A 20,775-nucleotide genomic window follows, 5' to 3' on the forward strand; every position below is an offset into this window, starting at 1 on the left:
ATCCCCAAAAGCAGAAAGATGAAGAATGTATTGATTACAGGCGCCAGTAGTGGTATAGGTCAAGCCTCTGCCCGTTTACTGGCCAAAAATGGCTACCGTTTGGTCCTCTGCGGACGAAGAGCGGAGCGTTTGGATGAGCTGAAAGCAGAACTCAGCGCGTTTACCGAAGTGCACACCCTGCTGTTTGATGTTCGGGATCGTGAAGCGGTAAAAAATGCTATTGAGAGTATACCTACACCCTTTAGACCATTTGATGCTTTGATCAACAACGCGGGGAACGCTCACGGGCTGGACTTCATTCAGGAAGGAAACTGGGACGATTGGGATGCGATGCTCGACATCAACGTGAAGGGGCTGCTTTATGTGACCAAGTGCATCTTGCCCGACATGGTCGATCGAGAAAAAGGCCACATCATCAACATCGGTTCGACTGCCGGAAAGGAAGTCTATCCCAAAGGAAATGTCTACTGTGCCAGTAAACACGCTGTTGACGCACTGAACCAAGCGATGCGCATTGATTTGAACCAACACGGGATACGGGTTGGGGCTGTGCATCCAGGTCTGGTCGAAACAGAATTCAGCGATGTTCGCTTTAAAGGCGATCGGGAAAGAGCCAAAACGGTTTACCAGGGATACAGTCCATTACAGGCAGAAGACATCGCCCGTATCGTTTTCTTTGTTTTGGAGCAACCCGCTCATGTAAACATTGCCGATTTAGTGGTTTTACCCACGGATCAGGCCAGCAGTACACAAATCCGAAAGCGATGATTAACAAGCGGCTTTTGGTGAAAAACTTATTAGCCCACAACGATGAGAACAGCTTTTACGACAAAAAACGCTTTATCGCTATAGGCGAAAAAGAAGGAAAGGCTAAGTTTCTCAAGCATGTTTGCGCTCTGGCAAACAGCAACCCCGTAAATAACTCCTATATCGTCGTCGGTGTTGAAGATGAAGACAACCGCATTATTGGGGTGGACTTCTTTGATGACAGCCGAATTCAAAACCTGGTCAACGCCTATTTAGACAATCCGCCTTTGGTCTCCTACGAGAACATTGCTTTTCCGCATTTACCCGAAGGTAAAGTGGTCGGGTTGGTTACCATTCGATCCAACGGGAAAGTCTGTGCCCTTCGAAAGAACATTTGGAAGTACTACGGAGGAGCTGTTTTTTTAGAGAAGGCAGCATCAGTCTGCCCAAGGCTTTTGATATTGAGTTGAAGGACATCAACTCCACGGCGGTAGCAACCATTGAACAACACGCTCGCAACAATATTGAGCTCACTCTGGACGGAGTAATCGATTTCATCAACAACCGCCATTCAGATCTCAAAAGTCATTACAAGGTTTTCAAAGAGCAATTTGTGGTGTGTTGGGCTGGTCATGTCAAAAAAGTAGATGGAGAAGAATACTATTCCCGGGTCGATATTGAGCTGATCAACGAGCAGGTACGACTGTTTTATTCAGCCCTGGATGAACTCACTATTCGCTTTACAGAAGATTCCTTTGAAACCCTGGAATACGTTCAGTTGGGTTTAGGAAAGGAACAGAAGTACTACCCCTTGGAGAAATTGAAAATCTCCTTCAAAGAGAATGGGCACTACACCATCAAGAGCAAATTGGTTTTTGATCCCCCTCAGTTTGATCGCAAAACCCTGCACCACATTCTCAACACCAACCAGGCACTTTTGAAGAAAATCAAGGGCGGAAAAATCCTCAATCAGATCGAGTACCAAGACTTTGTGCACTTACCAGACACCAGTCTGATCTGTTACCTGAATGGATTTGAGGAAGCTCGAGAAATAATGGACGAATCCGGGGATTTGATTAAAAATACTGACCGTTCTGTTTATCAGTCCCTGAAGGAAGCCTTGAGAATTATTCGAAAAGTACGCTACAGTTAAGTTAATTAGCAGTTTAGATCAAGAAGTTCTGGACCAGGAAGGGAGTTGATTGCACCAAATTGGGTAGTTGTTAAGGCTCCTGCTTTGTTGGCTTTCTTCACCATTTTAAGGAACTCTGGTCGGTCCTCAAAAATGATATCTGTAGAAGGTAAACGCGAGATTTGATAGAGCAAACAACCGATAAAGGCATCTCCGGCCCCTGTGGTATCGACCGGATCGACTTTGATGCTGCGCACCACCTTTTTCTTTTCTCCTTTGCTCACCAGAGTCCCTTCTTTTCCGAGGGTAACCGTTAAAATTTTAGCCCCTGCCTCGTGGAGAATATCACAGGCCTTTTCTACGGGATCCCTTGAACTTAATCCAGCCAACAAAAGTGCTTCCTCTTGAGAAAATTTACAGAGGTGGGATTTGGAAACATAAGAGAGGCACTTTTTGATAAAGACCTCTTCGTTCCCTTTCCACAAATCCGATCGAAAATTAGGGTCAAAACTGATAAAGGCCTCCTTGGTTAAAGCGTCAAAGAAATAATGGTTGTAGGTCTCCTCCAGAGGGCCTCCCAAAAGGGCGGTTGCGGCCCCGAGATGGACCAGGTTACCCGAAAAGTCTTTCTGGATTTCTTTGTCGTACTTCAATTCGCGGTCAGCTCCACGACTAAAAACAAAATCCCGTTCTCCATCTTGGGCAATAGAAACAAAGGCCAGGGTAGTGAATTTATTAGAACGCTGTGCCAGGGAGATGTCAACGCGTTCATCCTGTAAAACCTTGAGCAAAAACGTACCCATGGGGTCTTTACCTACCGCACCAATAAAAGAGCTTTTGCCTCCTAATTTGGCGATGGCACAAGCGACATTGGCAGGGGCTCCCCCAGCTTTTTTGGTGAATTCATTGGCTTTCGACAAGTCGCTTCCTTGATTTTCGGCGACAAAGTCGATCAGTAGTTCTCCAATGCAATAGACTTTCCTCATGGGTATCATCCAACGGTTGTTGTACTCGAATGTACAGCAAAAATGGGGCTATTTCCAAATTGTTTGGAATTGCCTATACTTGCTTCCTTACTACAAAACCACTGCGATATATGGGGAAGGGAAGAACGCTAGTGATCGGCGATATCCACTCTGGTTTAAAGGCATTAAAACAATTGCTCGAGAAGGCAAAAGCCAGTCCTGAAGACGAGATTATTTTCTTGGGAGATTATGTTGACGGGTGGAGTGAAGCGGCCGAGACCATCGACTTTTTAATGGAATTGGACCGTGGTCATAATTGTCGTTTTATACGGGGCAACCACGATGAACTCTGCAAGGCGTGGCTCTTAGAGCAAGGGCACAATCCGACCTGGCTTATGCACGGTGGAGAGATGACACGACAATCCTATGATAAAAGGAAACAGGAAGACTGGAAATTACATATTAGGTTTTTTGAGCGTCTGGAGAATTACTACCTGGATGCTAAAAATCGACTCTTTCTACACGCAGGCTTTACCAATCTTAAAGGAGTGGAGTTCGAATACTTTCCTGAGCTGTTCTACTGGGATCGTACCCTTTGGGAGCTAGCAAGAGCCTTACCACAAAACCTAAGCACGGAGGAGGTGGACTACCCCAAAAGACTGCGGAACTATTCCGAAATTTATATTGGACATACGCCTTTGAGTAAAACAGCACGGATCTTACCTCAACAAAGAGCCAATGTATGGAATATGGATACCGGGGCGGCCTTTAAAGGCAGTTTGAGCATGATGGATATCGATACGAAGGAAGTCTGGCAAAGCGACCCTGTTCAATCGTTTTATCCGAAAGAAAGAGGCCGTAACTAAAGGCGGCCTGCCTTGTGCTCCTCTTGCCATTTTGCAAGTTCCTCCCATTTGTTTTCATGGGCCATTTTGGCTTGAATGGGCCAAGAAGTAGGATCGTGCATACGAAAACGATCTCCTCCTTTTTTGAGTACCTCCTGACAGTCCTCAATACTGGCTTGGGCCAACTGCTGCCACGAATGGAAGCCCGTTTCCTGAAACAGACTTTCTATTTTAGGCCCAATCCCTTCGATGATTTTAAGGTCGTTGAATTTCACCCTCTTTCCGTAGTCAATTTTGACCTGGTCGGCATCAAAACGCATATCGGGTAAACTGGGTTTTTCTGCTGCTTTTTCCTGTTTTTTCTGGGTTTTTTTGCTTTTTGGAGCTGCTTTTTCCTGTTTTTGGTCGTTTTCCTGCTTTCCCTCAAACTCCTTAATGCGGTTGAGGTAGTCCCCCGTTTCGGCTTTCAGGCGTTTGTTTTCTTGTTCCATTGCCAGCAGGCTATCGGTCAATGCGGGATCGGCAGAACTGCCATTGCTTTTTCCCCAGAAATAGCCAATAACAGCACAAATGGTACCTATAAGAACAGGAATTAAGACACACCAAATATTTAATTCGCTCATTGTTTTTCAAGAATTATTTGAACGACCACGCGGTTGTTTTGCATACGGCCCTCGGTTGTTCTGTTACTCGCTACGGCTTGGTTGTGGCCGGCGGAACCTGATTTCATTCGGTTATCGGGTACGCCATTTTCCCGGAAGAACTTGCGTACAACATCAGCTCTTTTCATACCCATTCGAAAGCTGTCTTTATCAGAGCCCGTATCGGCCGAATGACCGGTGATTTCGAGCTTGGCTTCCTGTGTCCAATCCAGGTAAGCATAGAAAGCGGTAAATTGATTTTTCTGATCTTCATTCAGTTGAATTCCAGCTCCTTCTGTCTCAAAATTAATGACCAAGGAGTCTTGGACCGATTCTTCTAGTTCGCCGGCCATATCCGGAGGAATTCTTTCGATTTTCCATTCAACGGGTCCGTTAATCTTGCCATAAGAAATATCCAAACTATCGTTGGCCTGGAGACCCTCCAGTGTAATTTGAGCAGTACGGAAGTCTTTTGTCTTTAAGTACTCTTTCACCTGATTGGCCCGCGCAATTCCCAGACTTGAAAAGGCCGTAGGGTTGGATTCATCGGCACGGGATAACCCCGTAATCGAAAGGCGGTAGTTTTCATTCTCGTCTAAAAAAGTACGCAAGCCCACGATGGAAGGGTTAAGTGCTTCTTGTACAGGTAAGTCAAAATGAGGGCTCGAAAATCCAAAAATGAAATTAGATCCCGAACGTATAACCTGTCCGTCCGGAAAAACAAGCGCCAAAGTACGGCTGAATACAAGGGAATTAGAGCCGTCTGTACGGGGGTTAATACCTTGAATAACAGAAGTTGAAGTGCTTGATGTCGCGCATGAACTACAGGTGTTGTAGTAGAGGAGTGTTCCCAAGCCGATTGTAAGTAAAATCAACAAGGGAAATCCAAGATTTCTCGACATTTTTTATAATTAATGCTTAGTGTGCACAAAGTATTAAAAAAAAAATTACTAATTTTAAAATATTAACGATTAAATCACAGGTAAAATCGATTTAATCCAAGTGAGAGGATAGGTAGAAAAAGAATAATCTTTCAACCTGTTCTAACGCTGTCTCCAGAAAGGTGAGAATATTGAAAAACAGGCCATTGGCACAGTTTTTCTGACAGATGATAAGAGAGCGGTGTTGGAATTTAACAAGTATCACGAAATTAGAATACTAGTTAGGTAAGGCCCTATTTCTCCCGACGAAGATCCGGCATTGAAATAGGGTTTCAAATATTAAGTTTGAGTTAGTTAAGTTGGTTTAAAACCGTTGATCATCCCGTTTTGGTCAACGGTTTTTTGATTCTTTTTGAAGATCAACCGAAAAAATAAAACCTCCCGTAGTGGAGGTTTCTTTTTTATATCCAGGAGAATAAACCAAAAAAACTTCGCGGCTTACTGCTCTGATACTTTTGCTCGCAGAATTTGATGCGATCAAAATTGAAGTCGTACAATTCCCGGTACTCATCCTTCTTGTTCATGATGGGTTCCAAGATCTTATTGGCTTGCCTGTATTTGTTCAGAGCTTCTCGAACTTTGTTCTTGTTTTCAAGATTAACCCCTTCTTCAGAAATCTTGGCTGCGTTCTGGTAGGTTCTGTGGATCTGCCCATCGAGCTGATCTCTTAAGTGACCAATGGCCCCAGAAGTTTGTCGATCTCTTTTGGCGGCATCCTTGACCATATCCGGCTGTCTAAACTCAGCAGAGATCAGGAAGGTGTCAACATAGCGTCGAACAGTCTTCTCTTTTTTCGGAATCAATTCGGCATTGACCTTCTTATTACTACCCAATTCATCAGCAAGTAATTTGTATAGAAAAGTCAGGTAATCATCCTTTTCATTGGGATCGTAAGAAAGGCCTTTGGCTCTTCTTCTGATGGTATCCATGTGGTCAAAATGTGCGTTTTCTGCAGAGGGCAGAAGAACATCATCCGTCTTGGGCACCCGCTTCATGAGTTCGATCAGCACTTCCCAAATGCGACTGGAGTGCTTGTTTTTTTCTCGTTCCCAATTTTGAAGAGTGGTCTCCTGAGTATCCAATTGATTGACCACATAAGTGACCTTATCAATCAAGAAACTCGGATTGCTTCCATTGAATAGCTTTTTGTTTTGGGTGCTCAAACTGAGCGCCAGTTCATTCAGTGACTGCTTGAGTGTGCCTAATGGATTGGTATTTGTCGCATCAGGTAAACCTGAAGTTTGACCAATAATATCTGTGACGTGTCTTTGAAGTAGACTCACCAATTGGTACAAGGAATACTGCGAATAATCTACCGGATTTTCTCCGGCGGGCGGAATAGCTCCGTTCCCTCCATTTCCAGTGGTCATAGTGTTCTTGTATTAGTTCTACTTGTGTTTTTCAACGAACAATTGTTCGCAGGAGAAACATCTAAAAATAAACAACTATCTGGAACAATTGCAATTCAGGCACTTAAATTATGCAAGTTTAACACAGAAAAAGACTACAAATCGAACTTAATACCCTGAGCAAGAGGAAGTTCTGTTGTGTAGTTTATCGTGTTGGTTTGGCGACGCATATAGTACTTCCAAGCGTCTGAACCACTCTCACGACCTCCACCGGTTTCTTTTTCTCCTCCAAAGGCCCCACCAATCTCGGCTCCTGAGGTTCCAATATTGACATTGGCTATACCACAATCGCTTCCTGCAGCGCTGAGGAATAATTCCGCCTCGCGCAGGTTTTGTGTCATGATCGCAGAAGAAAGACCCTGAACTACACCGTTTTGTTGTTCGATGGCATCTGCAACAGTTCCGCTGTATTTAAGCAGGTACAAGATAGGGGCGAATGTTTCTTCCTGAACGATATGGAAGTGGTTTTCGGCCTCAACAATAGCGGGCTTCACATAGCAGCCACTCTGGTAGCCTTCTCCTTCGAGTACGCCCCCTTCAACCAAGACTTTTCCTCCTTCTTTTTGCGCCGCTTCTAAAGCCTTGCTGTAGCTCGCTACCGCATCCTGGTCGATAAGCGGACCGACGTGGTTGTTTTCGTCAAGAGGATTCCCGATACGCAATTGTTTATAGGCTTCAACGAGCGCCTCTTTTACCTGATCGTAGATCGATTCATGGATGATGAGACGACGGGTTGAGGTACAGCGTTGTCCGGCCGTACCAACCGCCCCGAATACCGCCCCGATCACAGTCATTTTGATATCGGCTTCCGGGCTGACGATAATGGCGTTGTTTCCACCCAACTCCAAAAGACTCTTACCTAATCGGGCAGCAACGGCTTGGGCCACAATTTTACCCATTCGAATAGATCCGGTAGCCGAAACCATCGGAATACGCTTATCGGCAGTCATCCATTCCCCAACCTTGTAATCTCCGTTAATCAGGCAAGATAGTCCTGCGGGCGCATCGTTCTCTTCGAGAATATCGGCCAGGATTTGTTGACAAGCGACTCCGCAAAGAGGTGTTTTTTCTGAAGGCTTCCACACACAGACATCCCCACAAACCAGGGCAATGGCTGCATTCCAAGCCCAAACAGCTACTGGAAAGTTGAAGGCCGAGATGATTCCCACAACGCCAAGGGGGTGGTACTGTTCGTACATGCGGTGCCCGGGACGTTCTGAGTGCATGGTTAGTCCGTGCAGCTGTCGGGAAAGTCCAACCGCAAAATCACAGATGTCAATCATTTCCTGAACTTCTCCAAGACCTTCTTGATAGGATTTACCCATTTCAAAAGAAACCAATTTGCCCAAAGGTTCTTTGAGTTCGCGCAGGCGGTTTCCGAATTGACGAACGAGTTCTCCTCGCTTGGGAGCTGGCACAGTTCGCCAGTCTTTAAAAGCAGAAGTTGCAGCTTGCATTACCTCTTCGTATTCGCTTTCGGTAGTAGAAGAGACCGATCCGATCGTACTTCCGTCTACCGGAGAACTAGAAGAAAAAGCGCTCCCTCCAGAGAAGGATTTTGAACCAATCCAAGTTCCTGGGTTGGTGAGTTGTAACTTAAGATCGCTGAGTACAGCAGATAAATCAATGGAAGAGGTTGAAACAGACATGTGTAGTAATTAAAGGCCCCTTTTTTGGGGTGCCCAAAACTACAAAGATTCTTGGAGCAAGAAAACAATCCCGAGCAAAGCAGGAAAGCCTTGCACCCAGAATATTTTTTTGGAAGCGGTTGCTGCCCCGTAAAGTCCAGCAATGGCAACACAGGCTAAGAAGAATAGGCTACATTCCTGCGCCAGTTGGGATCTTCTATAAAGAAGGACCAGATCAACCCCGCCGATAAAAAACCGTTGTAAAGTCCTTGGTTAGCAGCCAGTGTTTTTGAGCTTTCAAAATACTCTTTGGGGTACCCTTTAAATACTTTTGGGGCTCGCGTAGTCCAAGCAAACATTTCGAGCCATAAAAAATACAAGTGCAAAAAGGCCACAAAGCCGATGATAAGGGGAGCAGCTAATTCCATAAGATCAATCGGTTTCTTTTGGTACAAAACGTTGGTCCACCGGCATCACGGTCCCGCAATTTGAGCACGTTCGCAGCTCTTCAGATCCGTAAAAGTGCCTGAAATGCTTTAAAAAGTCTTTTTCGATATCGGTCAAAGGAAAATGGACTTGATACAGGGGGTTGTTGCAATTATCGCAAAACCACATCAAGCCATCCTTATGTTCTTCTGGTGTCCGTTTACGTTCAACCACAAGGCCTACCGAGCCTTCGTATCGGACTGGGGAATGAGGCACTTTGGCCGGATGCAGGTACATGTCGCCTGGACCCAGACGGAAGGTTCTTTTTTTGCCCTCTTCCTGTATGTGAACTTCAATTTCACCTTCCAACTGGTAGAAGAGTTCTTCGGTTTCGTTGTAGTGGTAGTCTTTGCGGGCATTGGGCCCGGCAACAATCATCACGATATAGTCTCCCGCATCCTTGTAGAGGTTGCGGTTACCTACTGGAGGTTTTAGTTCGTCCCGGTGCTTATCCAACCAAGCCTGTAGATTAAAGGGAGCAGCAATGGCCATAATAGGGGTCTTTCAGGCAAGTTACTGCTATTTAACAAAAAGAAAAAGCCTGGAATTTCTTCCAGGCCTTTCCCCCATGTACTTCATTTTTGAACTGAGAATCTAAACTTATTTTTTAAAGAAAATGTGTGTGTAGTAGGCGTTTCCATCTTTGTCATAAGCTACACTCAAGGCACTGTGAGAGTAATCACCTTCCAAAGTAGAGCGGTGAGAAGGGCTTGACAACCACGCTTCCAGTACTGCACTGGCAGAATCATAGTTTCGCGCAACATTTTCAGCCACTGTTTTTGCTCCCGTAGATTCAGAAATAGCCCTGGCGCGGTTCCCGAAATTGTTGTGGCTCAAGCTTCCTTGCTCTACCATGTACTGGCTGTGTTCTTTGGCCTGAACGAAGGCATGAGTGCTAAACTCAAGGCTGGACATACCCAATGACCCTCGGTGCTTATTGATGGCGTCAAAAACGTCCTGCTCAAAAGCAGTCACATCTACTGTCGGCTCAACAGCTTCTTCCTCAGAAATCTCATTGTTCTCGTAAAGATCGTCTGAAGCCGCAATAGGCTCAGTGCTGCATGAGGTAAAACCAAATGTAATGACAATAACTAGTGTATAAATAAGACGTAGTGAAGTGTGGGAAGTACTGATTTGGGTTTTCATGGTTCTGCTTATTTGCTCTGCTAAACTACCCCCTGAGTTTCCAGAAGCCCAGAATCGTCTTTCAGCGTTCAATTTTTTCGATAAGTGGTAAATTCTTAAGAATAAGCAGGTTATGAGGTGGTTAGCTCTTGCATTTGGCCGTCAAAAATGGTCGTTGATGGTCAAAAGTGCCTCTGATCGATAAAGGCTTACCGATCATCCGAAAAACAGATCCTAAAAAGGGGGCTAAAGGGCTTTTTTGATCTCCTTGGATGCTTGTCGTTCAATCTTTGAAGGATTCTCCTTGAGAACTTTGCTGAAAACAAAAGCCCCAACTTCCTTCACAGGCTCATAGAGCAAGGAAGATTTCTTGGTGCTTTTGGTTACAATATTGAAGGAGGCCGTGGCTCTTTCGAAGAATAAAAGTATAGCTCCGAGGATTACGGCAATCTTTAAGGCTCCGAATAATCCACCCGCCACTTTGTTCATCAAACCCAGGATGGCAGCTCCATCGACAACGTTGGTCAAAAACTTACCCGCCATGTGGACGATGATGACAATGATCAGGAAGACCGCCAAGAAAGCGACAATTCGCACATAGCCTTCGTTCCAATCCAGGGATTTTTCCATGAATTCTGAAACCGTTAGTGAAAAATGGATGGCACCGTATATACCGGCGATGAGTGCGATCAGTTCTGCTACTTCGACGAAGAGTCCATTGCTGGCGCCCTTGTAAAGGCCCCAAACTATTAATAATCCGAGAATGATGTCCAAAAAGCTCATAGTGGGTGTTCTTTTTGTTGGCCTAAAAGGCTCATTGAGTTAGTGTTGTTTCCAACAAATATAGAACTTTGCACTTTACTTTAGCAGGAGCCCATGTCCCGAGATATTATTTTAAAAGCCCGCTGGGAAAAACTAGTCGAAAAACTCTCGGCCCAATTTGCCGACGGGGATCCGCTGGACCTGGATGGAATGATCTACCTGGTCGGCTTCCAGGAGCTCGGACAATTGCATCGTTCCTTTAAGAAAGACGAAAAGGTTCAGCTCATGCACATTGGTATATGCCGTTTGTTGGAGCCTTTTGGTTTTTATGAGTTTGATTTTTTTGACGCAGACGGTTGGCCACATTTTAAAGTAAAAGAAGAATTGCCTTCCCTGAAGGCAGGAGAACAGACCCTCTTGATGAAAGAAGCTCTGGTGCTCTACTTTTTAGAAAAAGAATACATTGAATAATCCTGTTATGCCTTACGTCAGCCCGCTCTTTCCTCCCCCGTATTACGCCGTTATCTTTACGAATGAACAAGTCGAAGAGTTGGAGGGGTATTCCAAAATGGCCGAGGAGATGGAAAGATTAGCCGCCCAACAAAAGGGTTACTTGGGGATGGATCACGCCCGAAGTGAACAAGGGATCACCGTGAGCTATTGGAAGAATGAAGAAGATATTCTGGCCTGGAAGGCTGTACAAGAGCACAGCTTGGCGCAGCAAAACGGGAAAAACAAATGGTACTCCCGATACACTGTCCGGGTATGCCGAGTAGAAAGGGAGTATTCCTGGGAATCAAATAACGCGATTGATGAGTAAAACACTAAAATTTTCGTCTAAAGAAAGAAAGAACTGGATTGAACAGGCCCAGCAGGAAGAATTCGACTTGGTGGTCATTGGCGGAGGGATCACGGGAGCAGGAATCGCTTTGGATGCGGCCTCCCGAGGGCTCAAGGTTGTTTTACTCGAGAAGGGCGACTTTGCTTCGGGAACCAGCAGTAAATCTACAAAACTGATCCACGGAGGCTTGCGTTACCTCAAGCAATTCGATTTTTGGCTGGTCAAGGAAGTGGGATCAGAACGGGCTATTGTTCACCGTTTGGCCCCGCATTTGGTTTTGCCAGAAAAAATGTTATTGCCTTTAATCGAAGGGGGATCCTACGGCAAGTGGTTGACCTCGATTGGTTTAAAGGTCTATGATTTATTGGCTCAGGTAGAAGGGGATGATCAGCGCAAAATGGTAGAGAAGAAGGAAGCCAAGGCCCTGGAACCTCTTCTTCCCAAAAAAATTCTCAAAGGAGCGGGTTATTATGCCGAGTACCGTACAGACGATGCTCGCTTGACACTGGAAAACATAAAAACCAGCCTGAATTACGGAGCCCTGCCACTGAATTATACGGAAGTGATCGATTTTGTTTACGAGCAAGAGAAGGTAAAGGGGGTCACTGTGAAAGATGTTCTAAACGGAGAACTCTTCAACATCAAATCAAAGTATGTGATCAGTGCGGCTGGTCCTTGGGTGGATGAATTAAGAGGGATCAATAACTCCAAAAAAGGAAAGCGTCTCCATTTGACCAAGGGAGTCCATTTGGTGTTTCCGTTCGAAAAACTCCCGGTCAAACAATCGGTCTACTTTGATATACCGGATGGCCGAATGATGTTTGCCATCCCGAGAGGAAAAGTCACCTATATCGGGACAACCGACACCCACTATACGGATAACAAGGATAAGGTCCGTACCGACTTGACTGATGCGGTCTATTTGATCGCTGCGGTGAATAATATGTTCCCCAGCATTCAACTTAAAATGGAAGATGTGATTTCGTCCTGGGCCGGGTTAAGACCCTTGATTCACGAAGAAGGTAAATCGGCCAGTGAGCTCTCTAGGAAGGACGAAATTTTTGTATCGGGCTCAGGCCTGATCAGCATCGCAGGCGGAAAACTCACCGGTTACCGCAAAATGGCCGAACGCGTGGTCAACCGAGTAGTCAAGGCAAGGGAAGAGGATTACAACAAAATATCCAAGCCCTGTACAACAGGCGAAATTCCTTTGTGTGGCAACAATTTTAAAAACTTCTCCAAGGTTCAAAAGTACATTGATCAGTGGGAGAAAAAGATAACGGAATTGGGTCTTGAAGCCTATCAGGCCTGGTATTTGGTGACCACTTATGGCACTCAGAGTGAAGAAATTTGGAAACGCTTTGAGGGGCGTACAGAACCGGATACCGAAGAACGTCTATTGCTGGCAGAGCTCAGTTTTTGTTTGGATCATGAAATGGTCCATACCCCTGCGGACTTCTTTATTCGTCGAACTGGGAGACTTTATTTTGACATTGACTCGGTGCGCAAGCACTTGGACGCTGCGATTAAGTATTTAGAAACAGCCTTAGGGTACAGACCTGAGCAAAGCCAATCCTATCGTTCAGAATTACTTGAAGAAATCGAGGATCATTCTGCCTTTAGTCCAGAACGTCACTGAGTTTTTTGAATACCTTTTTCGGGTTTTTGTGATCGTATAGCACTTGGTAGACACTCGAGATAATAGGGAAGGCCTTTTTGGGCTCTTTTCCTTTGTTCTTTATGAGTTGAAAGGCGCTTTCCACGGCGTAGTATCCTTCGGCTACCATGTTCATTTCCATCATCGCACTCTTGACCGTATAGCCTTTACCGATCATATTCCCAAACATGCGGTTGCGGCTAAACACCGAATAACCCGTCACCAATAAATCCCCGAGGTAGGCCGTGTGATTGATGTTTCTCTTCATTTTGTGGACCAAGGCGATAAAGCGCTTCATTTCTCGAATGGCGTTACTCATCAACACACTTTGGTAATTGTCTCCATACCCCAGACCATGGCCCATACCCGCGGCAATGGCGTAAATGTTCTTCAGCATCGCTGCGTATTCGGTGCCGACTATATCATCACTGAGCTTGGTTTTGAGGTAGTGACTGCTGATTTGATCCGCGAGGTAGGCCGCCTTTTCTTGATCGGTACAAGCGATGGTCAAAAAAGAAAGCCGTTCAAGCGCGACCTCTTCGGCATGGCAAGGTCCTGTGATCACTCCGATTTGATCCAGAGGCAGACCGTACTCTTTGTGCAGGTGCTCCCCGACAATGAGTCCGCTTTGGGGCACAATTCCTTTAATGGCCGAGAACACCCACTTGTCTTCCATAGAGGAGGTGAGTTGATCCAGTTCCTTTTGTAAAAAAGCAGAAGGAATCGCCATAACTACGATGTCGGCTTGCCCTACCGCTCGGTTGATGTCTGCGGTAAGATCCAGGCGATTGACATCAAATTGAACTCCGCTCAGGTATTTTGGGTTGTGGCCGTGTTCAAGCAGGTAGTCTATGGACTCCTGACTTCGCATATACCAGTGTACATCTTCGGTATTTTCGAGGAACATTTTAACCAAGGCCGTCGCCCAGCTTCCTCCTCCCAGAACGGCAATCGATAAATTATTTGTCGGGTTTTCTGACATCACACAAGAATTACCAAACTTTTGCGTTTACAATTAGAAGTATTGAAAAAACACCTCTGGCTCGCAAGATAAGGAGGTCTATATAAGGCAGGAAATGGCCTCTTAAAATTTTGGTTGGTTATTTAGTTAGGAATCGCCTTGTTCTTTAAAGAGCAGGGCGGTTCTTTTTTTGGACAAGACCTAAAGCGTACGCAGGTATTCCGCCACTTCTTTCGCCTCGTCTTCAGACAAACCAGAATTGGTCATCAGCCTTTTTTCGTACTGTTCATACAGGGCAATGGCTATGGGATCTTCTTTCACCATTTCGATCGGATTCAAAATCATATTCAACACCCATTCCGGACTTCTTCTTTCGTAAATTCCGGCCATTGGAGGACCAATCATGATGGTCTCTGCCATGTGGCACTGGGCGCATTTGGCGTTGTAAAGACCTTCGCCTGCAGTGGCCATTTCAAAGTTGATCTCTTCGGTGAATTTATAGGATTGAATGGGCCCGATACCCTTGTTGTCCAGGTCAACGGGAACAACCACGGGCTCTTTTTCGGCTGGAGTTTCCTGATCTACCCGTGTGCGTTCAAAAGAATCTTTTTTCTGTTCTTTTTTTGATCACAGGACGCAAAGAGTACGGCCAAGACCAATAGAAGTCCACATTTTTTCATGGATTGCGCTTTGAAATGAGAAGGTTAAGATAGCAAAACACACAAAAGAATAGGGGCTTTTACCCCAAAACAAAGGATCAGTCCTTAGGAAAGATCTGAAGGCGAGCGTACTGCTCTTCAATGGCCTCTTTGAATTCTTCTTTCAACTCAGCCGTTAAATCGGCGACAGATAAAACATTATCGATTAAGGCGACCCCTTGTCCTGCAGACCATATCGTTTTCCAGGCCTTGGCTTCTGTATCGAGTTCCTTACCAAAATCGACTTTGTGGGATTTGGCGAGATCTTCTTCAGAAATACCCGCGGCCTGAAGGCTCGCCGCTAGGAAGTTTGCATGGACTCCCGAAATAGCAGCGGTATAGCGAATATCACTGGCTCCAGCCTCGATAATCATTTCGCGATACGCTTCGGGTGCCTTGCTTTCGGGTGTATTGATAAAACGGGTTCCCATATAGGCTAAATCAGCCCCCATTTGCAAAGCGCTGGCCACGTCTCGACCTGTACTGATGCAGCCCGAAAGTAAAATGGTTTTGTCAAAGAAAGACCTGATTTCGGCCACCAGTGTCATGGGATTGATGGTTCCGGCATGTCCTCCTGCTCCTGCCGCCACAAGGATCAAGCCATCAACTCCGGCTTCGGCTGCTTTTTGGGCATGCCTCTTTTTAACCACATCGTGGAAGACCAGTCCCCCGTAGCTGTGAACAGCATCCACCACCTGGCGCACAGCACCCAGAGAGGTGATAATCAAAGGAACCTGGTGCTTTACACAAAGCATAAGATCAGCTTCCAAACGAGGATTGGTTGGGTGAACGATCAGGTTCACTCCGAAAGGTGCCGCTTTTTTACCTGTTTCCTCTTCAAAAGCTTTTAAAGCCGTTTTGATTTCGATAAGCCACTCTTCAAATCCTTCGCTGCTGCGCTGGTTCAGCGCTGGAAAAGTACCGACAATACCATTTTTGCAGCACTCGATAACCAGTTGCGGTCCAGAGATTAAAAACATTGGCGCGGCAACAACCGGCATAGAAAGGGAATCGATAAAAGCAGCTTTTTGGCTCATGTCTTTCGGGTTTACTCCAAATCTAGCTTATTTTTGCCGAATTATTATGCATGCATAACAAAAGATCCCATGTTTATAAAAGATTTTGAAGTGCGTTGGAGCGATCTAGACGCCAACGGACATTTAGCCAATTCGGCCTATGTAAACTTTATGAGCCACACCCGAATGGCCTTCTTAACCCAGGCGGGATTTTCGTATGAAACCTTAGGAAAGAATACCTTGGGGCCGGTGGTCTTTTACGAACATTTATATTACTTCAAAGAGGTGTTGCCCGGTGTGCCGGTTCGAGTTTCTTTAGAATTGGCTGGAATGAGTGAAGACGGTACCTTCTTCGAGTTTCTGCACAAATTTTTTGATCCTGAAGGCAAGAACATTGCCCGATGCGAAATGATGGGCGCCTGGATTGACTTGAAAAGTCGAAAACTGAGTCCGCTTCCAGAAGAGTTTCTCGCGCAGTTCAAGGGCATGGAAAGGGCGGAGAACTTCCGATGGTTAAAACCCGAAGACACCAGAGCCCACGGTCGACGTCCAGAACATCTCTAACCCGCTTTTTTCCAGCGCGAGGGCGTGGTTCGGCTGGCCAAATAAACCCCCAACAAAACGAGGACCGCTGCCCCGAGTTTTACAGCGTTTAGGGCATCTTTTCCGGTGAAGAGGGCGAAGATGATCCCAATGACCGGCTGCAAGTAAATAAAGGCACCCACCGTCGAAGCCTTTAATTGGGTCATGGCAAAAACATTGAAGAGGTAGGTCATAAAGGTGGTGCAAATCACGACGAAAGCGATGACGCCATAAGCCCATAGAGGCATGGTAGACCACTCGATTTGGCTGAATTCTCCGTAGGTAATGGGCAGGTTGATGAATATGGCTATGGTGAAGAGCCATTTCATCATGGTGAAGGGGTGGTATTTTTCGACCAGTTTTTTGGCGACTACCAAATAGGCGCCGTAGGTGGTGGCATTCAGAATAAACAGGGTATTTCCTAAGGGTATATTGGGCGCATCTCCTCGGGTTTCTGCCCCAAAAAGCACCAAAATAAGCGCTCCTATAAAGCCGAGTGCTACTCCGCCACTCTTGGAGAGGGTGATGCGTTCTCTGAGAAGAAAGGCAGAGAGGACCACTACAATGATGGGACTGATCGTTACCAGAACAGCGCTGTTGATGGGCGTCGAAAGTTGCAGGCCTTTAAAAAAGGCGAGCATATTGATCACCATGCCCAACAAAGAACAAAGCACCAAACGAGGCCAATCCTTTTTTTCGATACGCTCTTTGGGTCCTCGAAAGGAAATCAACCAAAAAAGCAGACTAGCACCGAGCACTCGAACCAAGATAAATCCGAAAGGCTGCACATAGGTGGGCATGACCCCCTTCGCTAAGGTGTGATTGATCCCGTAGATAGTGGTTGCAGCCAGGGCTGCCAATAGCGCTAGGTTCCGCTTGCTCATTACTGAAGGGCCTGCTGAGCAGCTTCTACTGTTTTCTTAGCGTTACCAATGAATACTTGGTCGTTTGCCAGTAGTACAGGACGCTTTAAAAAAGTGTAGTGCTCCAGGATCAGATTCTTGTAGTCTTGCTCGCCTAACTCTTGGTTATTCAACCCTCTTTGACGAAACAACATCGCACGACGGCTGAACAGGGCTTCGTAGCTTCCCGCGCGTTGATAGAGTTTCTCGAGTTCCTCTTCACTTAGGCCCTGAGATTTGATTTCTCGCATTTCCACACCGTCTAGCGGCTGTAGGACCGCAATTATTTTTTGACAGGTTTTGCAGGTCTCCAGATAATATAGTTTCTTCACATTCGAACTTTGATACAAAGATAACCGCTTTAGCCCTCATCCGTGGATTTTCCTTTTTACACAACCCGTCAGAACCACAAAATTTTTTACTCCTTTTTGAAAATGTTCAGTCTGGAGCAACTCGCCCATATCCCAGCAGGATTTAACAACTCACTTTTCTGGAATATCGCTCACGTGGTCGTTACTCAGCAAAAGCTGGTGTACGGTCTCAGTGGTCAGCCGCTCCAAATTGCCGATCATTGGGTAGAGAAATACCAAAAAGGGACAGTGCCGCAACAGGCCCCTACGCCAGACGAAATAGAGGAGCTAAAGGAATTGCTTTTTAGCACCTTGGACCAAACAGAGGCCGATTACAAAACAGGATTATTCACTTCTTTCAAGACCTACATGACCTCAGCCAAGGTTGAATTGAACAGTGTAGAAGACGCCATTCAGTTTAATCTGTTTCATGAAGGATTGCACTTGGGCTCTTTGCTGGCCCTGCAAAAACTAGTTCCTACTGAATAGAGGAAGGAGAAAGAATAAGCACGCCATCGGCTTCAAAGGAAAGCACGGTTTCGGGCTCTGTGATCTTCGCCACCTCTTCTGCAGATTCCCCTGCATCCTCAGCGTAATGCCTTAAAGTCTCCACAGAAAGGGTTTGTTGTGAAGCGACCCCTCGAATGATCACTTCTTGGCCGGACAAATCCTTAGGCATAAACAGGGCGTAGTCTTTAAAGGTTACGCGCATGGTATTTCCGTTTCCCTGATCGAGATTCATCCAACAGCCTTTCATCTTGCAAACCTCCGTCACCGTTCCCCGAACCGCGATGATGGAATCGCTTAGATTCATTTGGCTGAGTTGAGGAGCAGCATAGACTTTCTCCAAGGCAGGTTGAATCCCGATTAGAGAGTCGTTCTGGACTATTTCGGAGGTGCTTTCTTCAGAAAGGATCTCTTGTTTTTGTTCTGTTTTTCCCTGGCAGGAAAAGAAGAGAACAGCAGCAAATAGAACTGCGAATTTCATACGGATAGCGTTTGGACTACAAAAGTAGAAAATACTCCGGGTTGAGTACGCTTTTTAACTCTTTGTAAGGAAGTTTGATCTCGATAGGACCATCGATATAAGACGAAACTTCTCCTTGATTGTAGTACAGTAAGAGTCCGTCTTCCATCACCCCTATATTCTCGGGTAATCGAAAGGTGTCACCGTCAAAGAACAGCCCTGCTTTGGCCAGGGATTCATTCTTTTTCAACCCTTCCTTTTCTCGAAAAGCCGCTTCTGCGATTTCCATAAAGCCTGTCAAATCCGAGAACAATTCTTCTTTCATCAACAGATTACCGCGTCCCAATTCAAAGACAAACCAGCTGGAGTAGGCAAAACCGTGGGCACCCCCTGTATCGGTGTAGCAGTTCATCCGAACACAGAGAAGTTCTTCGTTCTGGTAGCGGACTTCTCCTTTGATATCGGCTTCCCACTTTCCTTTTTCGTCTTTGAACTGCCGGTTGAGGCTTTGGTTCTGCTCTTTAAAGGAAGTCATGGCCTCTTCTAAGGTGGCTACCTCCTTGTCGCTGTCAAAGTTCAGTACAGCGATGACTTCTTCTTTGAGCACATTGTTGATGTTCACGGCCCTTTTGCTCTGACCGACCACCTGGGGTATTTTGACTACAACTTTTGGGCAGTCCGGACAAATTTCGCCGTTCAGACTCTGACTTTCGAATTGTAGTTCCGTTTCCTCTGCACACGAGATCATCGTTAGGAATACCAAGAGCAAGAGACCAAGTGGGTAACGCATAAAATTGATTTTAACCCAAAAATAGCTTTTTAAGTGGCATCTTAAAGCGATCCTCTACGTAGAGGAAAGCCGTAACTTTGCCCGAGCAAATCACAACAACTCATACCCATGGACAGTAAGAAACTGCGCTTTGGAAGCCGAACCATACACGGAGGACAGGAACCCGACAAAGCCTACGGGGCCGTTATGCCACCGATATACCAAACCTCGACCTACGCCCAGACCACCCCAGGTGGCCACCAAGGCTATGAATATTCCCGTTCAGGAATCCTACCCGAGCAGCGCTGGAGAAATCCCTGGCGAGTATTGAATCCGGGGAGTATGGAATGGCCTTTAGTAGTGGACTCGGAGCCATTGATGCGGTCGTCAAGCTACTTCAGCCAGGAGACGAGGTCATCTCTACAAACGATCTTTATGGAGGCAGTTACCGACTTTTTCGTCAGGTCTTTGAGAAGATGGGAATTGTCTTTCATTTTGTCGATATGCGTCAACTCGATGTCGTTAAAGAAAAACTCAATGATAAGACCCGTTTGCTTTGGGTAGAAACGCCTACCAACCCCATGATGCAAGTCATTGACATCAAAAAAATGGCCGAGCTTACTACAGGTAAGGACATTCTTTTAGCGGTAGATAACACTTTTGCTACGCCTTATTTACAGCGTCCCTTGGAGTTAGGGGCTGATATCGTCATGCACTCTGCCACTAAATACCTCGGAGGACACAGTGATGTTGTAGTCGGGGCCTTGGTTGTCAAGGAGAAGGAACTCGCGGATCGCTTGTATTTTATTCAGAATGCAAGTGGAGCCGTATGTGGCCCTATGGACAGTTTCTTGACTTTAAGAGGGATCAAAACCCTTCACGTGCGAATGCAGCGCCACTGTGAGAACGGTGAAAAGGTTGCCCGTTTTCTCGCCGATCATCCTGCCATTGAAAAGGTATACTGGCCTGGTTTTGAAGATCACCCCAGCCACGCGGTGGCCACTGAGCAGATGGATGCTTACGGAGGATGATTTCTTTTATTCCCAAAGGGAGTGATTATGACAAAGCCATTCAAATAGTGGAGAAACTTCAGGTCTTTACTCTTGCGGAGTCTTTAGGAGGGGTAGAAAGCCTTGCCGGACACCCTGCCAGCATGACCCACGCCAGTATTCCGAAAGAAGAAAGAGAGAAATCCGGCTTGCTGGATTCTCTTATCCGATTGAGTGTCGGAATTGAAGATGCAGAGGACCTGATCGAGGACCTGAAGCAGGCCCTTTCCTGAGCATTTGTTTAATTTTTTGGAATTTCAATTTTTTTCGCGTTTCAAATATGCAAATAGCATATTTTTGCC

General features: G+C 45.9%; 22 protein-coding genes and 3 pseudogenes. 9 read left to right on the plus strand and 16 right to left on the minus strand.

Annotated elements, in window-relative coordinates:
* The first annotated feature begins 18 nt into the window (after positions 1-18).
* Together BST99_RS12030 and BST99_RS12035 are read left to right on the plus strand one after the other, a co-directional pair.
* On the plus strand, positions 19-768 hold the full coding sequence (locus BST99_RS12030) for an SDR family NAD(P)-dependent oxidoreductase (RefSeq protein ID WP_105002018.1): 750 nt from the start codon (positions 19-21) through the stop codon (positions 766-768).
* Positions 765-1,900: pseudogene (locus BST99_RS12035) on the plus strand (DUF5929 domain-containing protein). Before BST99_RS12030 ends, BST99_RS12035 begins: the two are co-directional and overlap by 4 nt.
* A 5-nt stretch (positions 1,901-1,905) precedes the next feature.
* On the opposite strand, the gene BST99_RS12040 reads toward BST99_RS12035, so the two are convergent.
* Complete coding sequence (locus BST99_RS12040) at positions 1,906-2,865, minus strand: carbohydrate kinase family protein (protein WP_105002514.1); 960 nt, start codon at positions 2,863-2,865, stop codon at positions 1,906-1,908.
* Between the two features lie 110 nt (positions 2,866-2,975).
* Here BST99_RS12040 and BST99_RS12045 point away from each other — a divergent pair, with 110 nt between their 5' ends.
* Positions 2,976-3,710, plus strand: coding sequence for a metallophosphoesterase family protein (locus BST99_RS12045; RefSeq protein ID WP_105002515.1), 735 nt, complete (start codon positions 2,976-2,978; stop codon positions 3,708-3,710).
* Here BST99_RS12045 and BST99_RS12050 read toward each other — a convergent pair.
* The 8 genes and pseudogenes from BST99_RS12050 to BST99_RS12085 form a co-directional block, all read right to left on the minus strand.
* Positions 3,707-4,312 (minus strand): hypothetical protein, encoded by a 606-nt coding sequence (locus BST99_RS12050; protein ID WP_105002019.1) that lies wholly within the window; start codon positions 4,310-4,312, stop codon positions 3,707-3,709. The two genes, BST99_RS12045 and BST99_RS12050, sit on opposite strands and share 4 nt — an antisense overlap.
* The gene (locus BST99_RS12055) at positions 4,309-5,232 is read right to left on the minus strand and encodes an OmpA family protein (protein ID WP_105002020.1); all 924 of its coding nucleotides are present in this window, start codon (positions 5,230-5,232) and stop codon (positions 4,309-4,311) included. Before BST99_RS12055 ends, BST99_RS12050 begins: the two co-directional genes overlap by 4 nt.
* Before the next feature lie 440 nt (positions 5,233-5,672).
* On the minus strand, positions 5,673-6,641 hold the full coding sequence (locus BST99_RS12060; protein ID WP_105002021.1) for a hypothetical protein: 969 nt from the start codon (positions 6,639-6,641) through the stop codon (positions 5,673-5,675).
* A 134-nt stretch (positions 6,642-6,775) separates the two neighbouring features.
* On the minus strand, positions 6,776-8,329 hold the full coding sequence (gene amaB / locus BST99_RS12065; RefSeq protein ID WP_105002022.1) for an L-piperidine-6-carboxylate dehydrogenase: 1,554 nt from the start codon (positions 8,327-8,329) through the stop codon (positions 6,776-6,778).
* A 39-nt stretch (positions 8,330-8,368) separates the two neighbouring features.
* Positions 8,369-8,736, minus strand: a pseudogene (locus BST99_RS12070) (DUF1304 domain-containing protein).
* A gap of 4 nt (positions 8,737-8,740) precedes the next feature.
* On the minus strand, positions 8,741-9,286 hold the full coding sequence (locus BST99_RS12075) for a 3-hydroxyanthranilate 3,4-dioxygenase (RefSeq protein ID WP_105002023.1): 546 nt from the start codon (positions 9,284-9,286) through the stop codon (positions 8,741-8,743).
* Positions 9,287-9,394: 108 nt separating this feature from the next.
* Positions 9,395-9,940, minus strand: a complete 546-nt coding sequence (locus BST99_RS12080; RefSeq protein WP_146106296.1) for a CAP domain-containing protein — start codon at positions 9,938-9,940, stop codon at positions 9,395-9,397.
* Between the two features lie 225 nt (positions 9,941-10,165).
* Positions 10,166-10,702: a CvpA family protein gene (locus BST99_RS12085; protein ID WP_105002025.1), complete on the minus strand. Its 537-nt coding sequence runs from the start codon at positions 10,700-10,702 to the stop codon at positions 10,166-10,168.
* 93 nt (positions 10,703-10,795) lie between these two features.
* Here BST99_RS12085 and BST99_RS12090 point away from each other — a divergent pair, with 93 nt between their 5' ends.
* From BST99_RS12090 to BST99_RS12100, 3 genes are read left to right on the plus strand one after another with little or no spacing between them, the layout of a single operon-like run.
* Positions 10,796-11,152 carry a hypothetical protein gene (locus BST99_RS12090; protein ID WP_105002026.1) on the plus strand — a complete coding sequence of 119 codons (357 nt, stop codon included), beginning with the start codon at positions 10,796-10,798 and terminating at the stop codon, positions 11,150-11,152.
* Complete coding sequence (locus BST99_RS12095; RefSeq protein ID WP_317046170.1) at positions 11,145-11,501, plus strand: antibiotic biosynthesis monooxygenase family protein; 357 nt, start codon at positions 11,145-11,147, stop codon at positions 11,499-11,501. Before BST99_RS12090 ends, BST99_RS12095 begins: the two co-directional genes overlap by 8 nt.
* Positions 11,494-13,161, plus strand: a complete 1,668-nt coding sequence (locus BST99_RS12100; protein WP_105002028.1) for a glycerol-3-phosphate dehydrogenase/oxidase — start codon at positions 11,494-11,496, stop codon at positions 13,159-13,161. The genes BST99_RS12095 and BST99_RS12100 overlap by 8 nt, the downstream gene beginning before the upstream one ends.
* Here BST99_RS12100 and BST99_RS12105 read toward each other — a convergent pair.
* From BST99_RS12105 to BST99_RS12115, 3 genes are all read right to left on the minus strand, one after another.
* Positions 13,142-14,161, minus strand: coding sequence for an NAD(P)H-dependent glycerol-3-phosphate dehydrogenase (locus BST99_RS12105; protein ID WP_105002029.1), 1,020 nt, complete (start codon positions 14,159-14,161; stop codon positions 13,142-13,144). The two genes, BST99_RS12100 and BST99_RS12105, sit on opposite strands and share 20 nt — an antisense overlap.
* Positions 14,162-14,341: 180 nt before the next feature.
* Positions 14,342-14,692: a c-type cytochrome gene (locus tag BST99_RS12110; RefSeq protein WP_105002030.1), complete on the minus strand. Its 351-nt coding sequence runs from the start codon at positions 14,690-14,692 to the stop codon at positions 14,342-14,344.
* 205 nt (positions 14,693-14,897) lie between these two features.
* The gene (locus BST99_RS12115; RefSeq protein ID WP_105002031.1) at positions 14,898-15,875 is read right to left on the minus strand and encodes an NAD(P)H-dependent flavin oxidoreductase; all 978 of its coding nucleotides are present in this window, start codon (positions 15,873-15,875) and stop codon (positions 14,898-14,900) included.
* 69 nt (positions 15,876-15,944) lie between these two features.
* On the opposite strand from BST99_RS12115, the gene BST99_RS12120 reads away from it, so the two are divergent.
* Complete coding sequence (locus tag BST99_RS12120; RefSeq protein ID WP_105002032.1) at positions 15,945-16,418, plus strand: acyl-CoA thioesterase; 474 nt, start codon at positions 15,945-15,947, stop codon at positions 16,416-16,418.
* On the opposite strand, the gene BST99_RS12125 is transcribed toward BST99_RS12120, so the two are convergent.
* On the minus strand, positions 16,415-17,320 hold the full coding sequence (locus tag BST99_RS12125; RefSeq protein ID WP_105002033.1) for a DMT family transporter: 906 nt from the start codon (positions 17,318-17,320) through the stop codon (positions 16,415-16,417). The genes BST99_RS12120 and BST99_RS12125 overlap by 4 nt on opposite strands.
* A complete protein-coding gene (locus tag BST99_RS12130; protein WP_105002034.1) occupies positions 17,320-17,670 on the minus strand; it encodes an arsenate reductase family protein in 351 nt (116 codons plus the stop codon). Before BST99_RS12130 ends, BST99_RS12125 begins: the two co-directional genes overlap by 1 nt.
* A 42-nt stretch (positions 17,671-17,712) precedes the next feature.
* On the opposite strand from BST99_RS12130, the gene BST99_RS12135 reads away from it, so the two are divergent.
* Positions 17,713-18,177, plus strand: coding sequence for a DinB family protein (locus tag BST99_RS12135; RefSeq protein WP_394335618.1), 465 nt, complete (start codon positions 17,713-17,715; stop codon positions 18,175-18,177).
* On the opposite strand, the gene BST99_RS12140 is transcribed toward BST99_RS12135, so the two are convergent.
* Together BST99_RS12140 and BST99_RS12145 are read right to left on the minus strand one after the other, a co-directional pair.
* Positions 18,167-18,676, minus strand: a complete 510-nt coding sequence (locus BST99_RS12140) for a DUF4920 domain-containing protein (protein ID WP_105002035.1) — start codon at positions 18,674-18,676, stop codon at positions 18,167-18,169. The two genes, BST99_RS12135 and BST99_RS12140, sit on opposite strands and share 11 nt — an antisense overlap.
* A gap of 16 nt (positions 18,677-18,692) precedes the next feature.
* Positions 18,693-19,445, minus strand: a complete 753-nt coding sequence (locus BST99_RS12145; protein WP_105002036.1) for a DUF3298 and DUF4163 domain-containing protein — start codon at positions 19,443-19,445, stop codon at positions 18,693-18,695.
* 108 nt (positions 19,446-19,553) lie between these two features.
* Between BST99_RS12145 and BST99_RS14710 the strand changes: the two are divergent.
* A pseudogene (locus BST99_RS14710) lies at positions 19,554-20,706 on the plus strand (cystathionine gamma-synthase).
* Positions 20,707-20,775 lie beyond the last annotated feature (69 nt).

Source organism: Aureicoccus marinus (assembly GCF_002954325.1).
Classification (GTDB): domain Bacteria; phylum Bacteroidota; class Bacteroidia; order Flavobacteriales; family Flavobacteriaceae; genus Aureicoccus; species Aureicoccus marinus.

Coding starts and splice junctions, on each gene's coding strand:
- amaB (WP_105002022.1), bottom strand. CDS start 8,329: ATGTCTGTTTCAACCTCTTCCATTGATTTATCTGCTGTACTCAGCGAT.
- BST99_RS12120 (WP_105002032.1), top strand. CDS start 15,945: ATGTTTATAAAAGATTTTGAAGTGCGTTGGAGCGATCTAGACGCCAAC.
- BST99_RS12060 (WP_105002021.1), bottom strand. CDS start 6,641: ATGACCACTGGAAATGGAGGGAACGGAGCTATTCCGCCCGCCGGAGAA.
- BST99_RS12045 (WP_105002515.1), top strand. CDS start 2,976: ATGGGGAAGGGAAGAACGCTAGTGATCGGCGATATCCACTCTGGTTTA.
- BST99_RS12040 (WP_105002514.1), bottom strand. CDS start 2,865: ATGAGGAAAGTCTATTGCATTGGAGAACTACTGATCGACTTTGTCGCC.
- BST99_RS12075 (WP_105002023.1), bottom strand. CDS start 9,286: ATGGCCATTGCTGCTCCCTTTAATCTACAGGCTTGGTTGGATAAGCAC.
- BST99_RS12055 (WP_105002020.1), bottom strand. CDS start 5,232: ATGTCGAGAAATCTTGGATTTCCCTTGTTGATTTTACTTACAATCGGC.
- BST99_RS12090 (WP_105002026.1), top strand. CDS start 10,796: ATGTCCCGAGATATTATTTTAAAAGCCCGCTGGGAAAAACTAGTCGAA.
- BST99_RS12085 (WP_105002025.1), bottom strand. CDS start 10,702: ATGAGCTTTTTGGACATCATTCTCGGATTATTAATAGTTTGGGGCCTT.
- BST99_RS12080 (WP_146106296.1), bottom strand. CDS start 9,940: ATGAAAACCCAAATCAGTACTTCCCACACTTCACTACGTCTTATTTAT.
- BST99_RS12105 (WP_105002029.1), bottom strand. CDS start 14,161: ATGTCAGAAAACCCGACAAATAATTTATCGATTGCCGTTCTGGGAGGA.
- BST99_RS12100 (WP_105002028.1), top strand. CDS start 11,494: ATGAGTAAAACACTAAAATTTTCGTCTAAAGAAAGAAAGAACTGGATT.
- BST99_RS12140 (WP_105002035.1), bottom strand. CDS start 18,676: ATGAAATTCGCAGTTCTATTTGCTGCTGTTCTCTTCTTTTCCTGCCAG.
- BST99_RS12145 (WP_105002036.1), bottom strand. CDS start 19,445: ATGCGTTACCCACTTGGTCTCTTGCTCTTGGTATTCCTAACGATGATC.
- BST99_RS12125 (WP_105002033.1), bottom strand. CDS start 17,320: ATGAGCAAGCGGAACCTAGCGCTATTGGCAGCCCTGGCTGCAACCACT.
- BST99_RS12030 (WP_105002018.1), top strand. CDS start 19: ATGAAGAATGTATTGATTACAGGCGCCAGTAGTGGTATAGGTCAAGCC.
- BST99_RS12050 (WP_105002019.1), bottom strand. CDS start 4,312: ATGAGCGAATTAAATATTTGGTGTGTCTTAATTCCTGTTCTTATAGGT.
- BST99_RS12115 (WP_105002031.1), bottom strand. CDS start 15,875: ATGAGCCAAAAAGCTGCTTTTATCGATTCCCTTTCTATGCCGGTTGTT.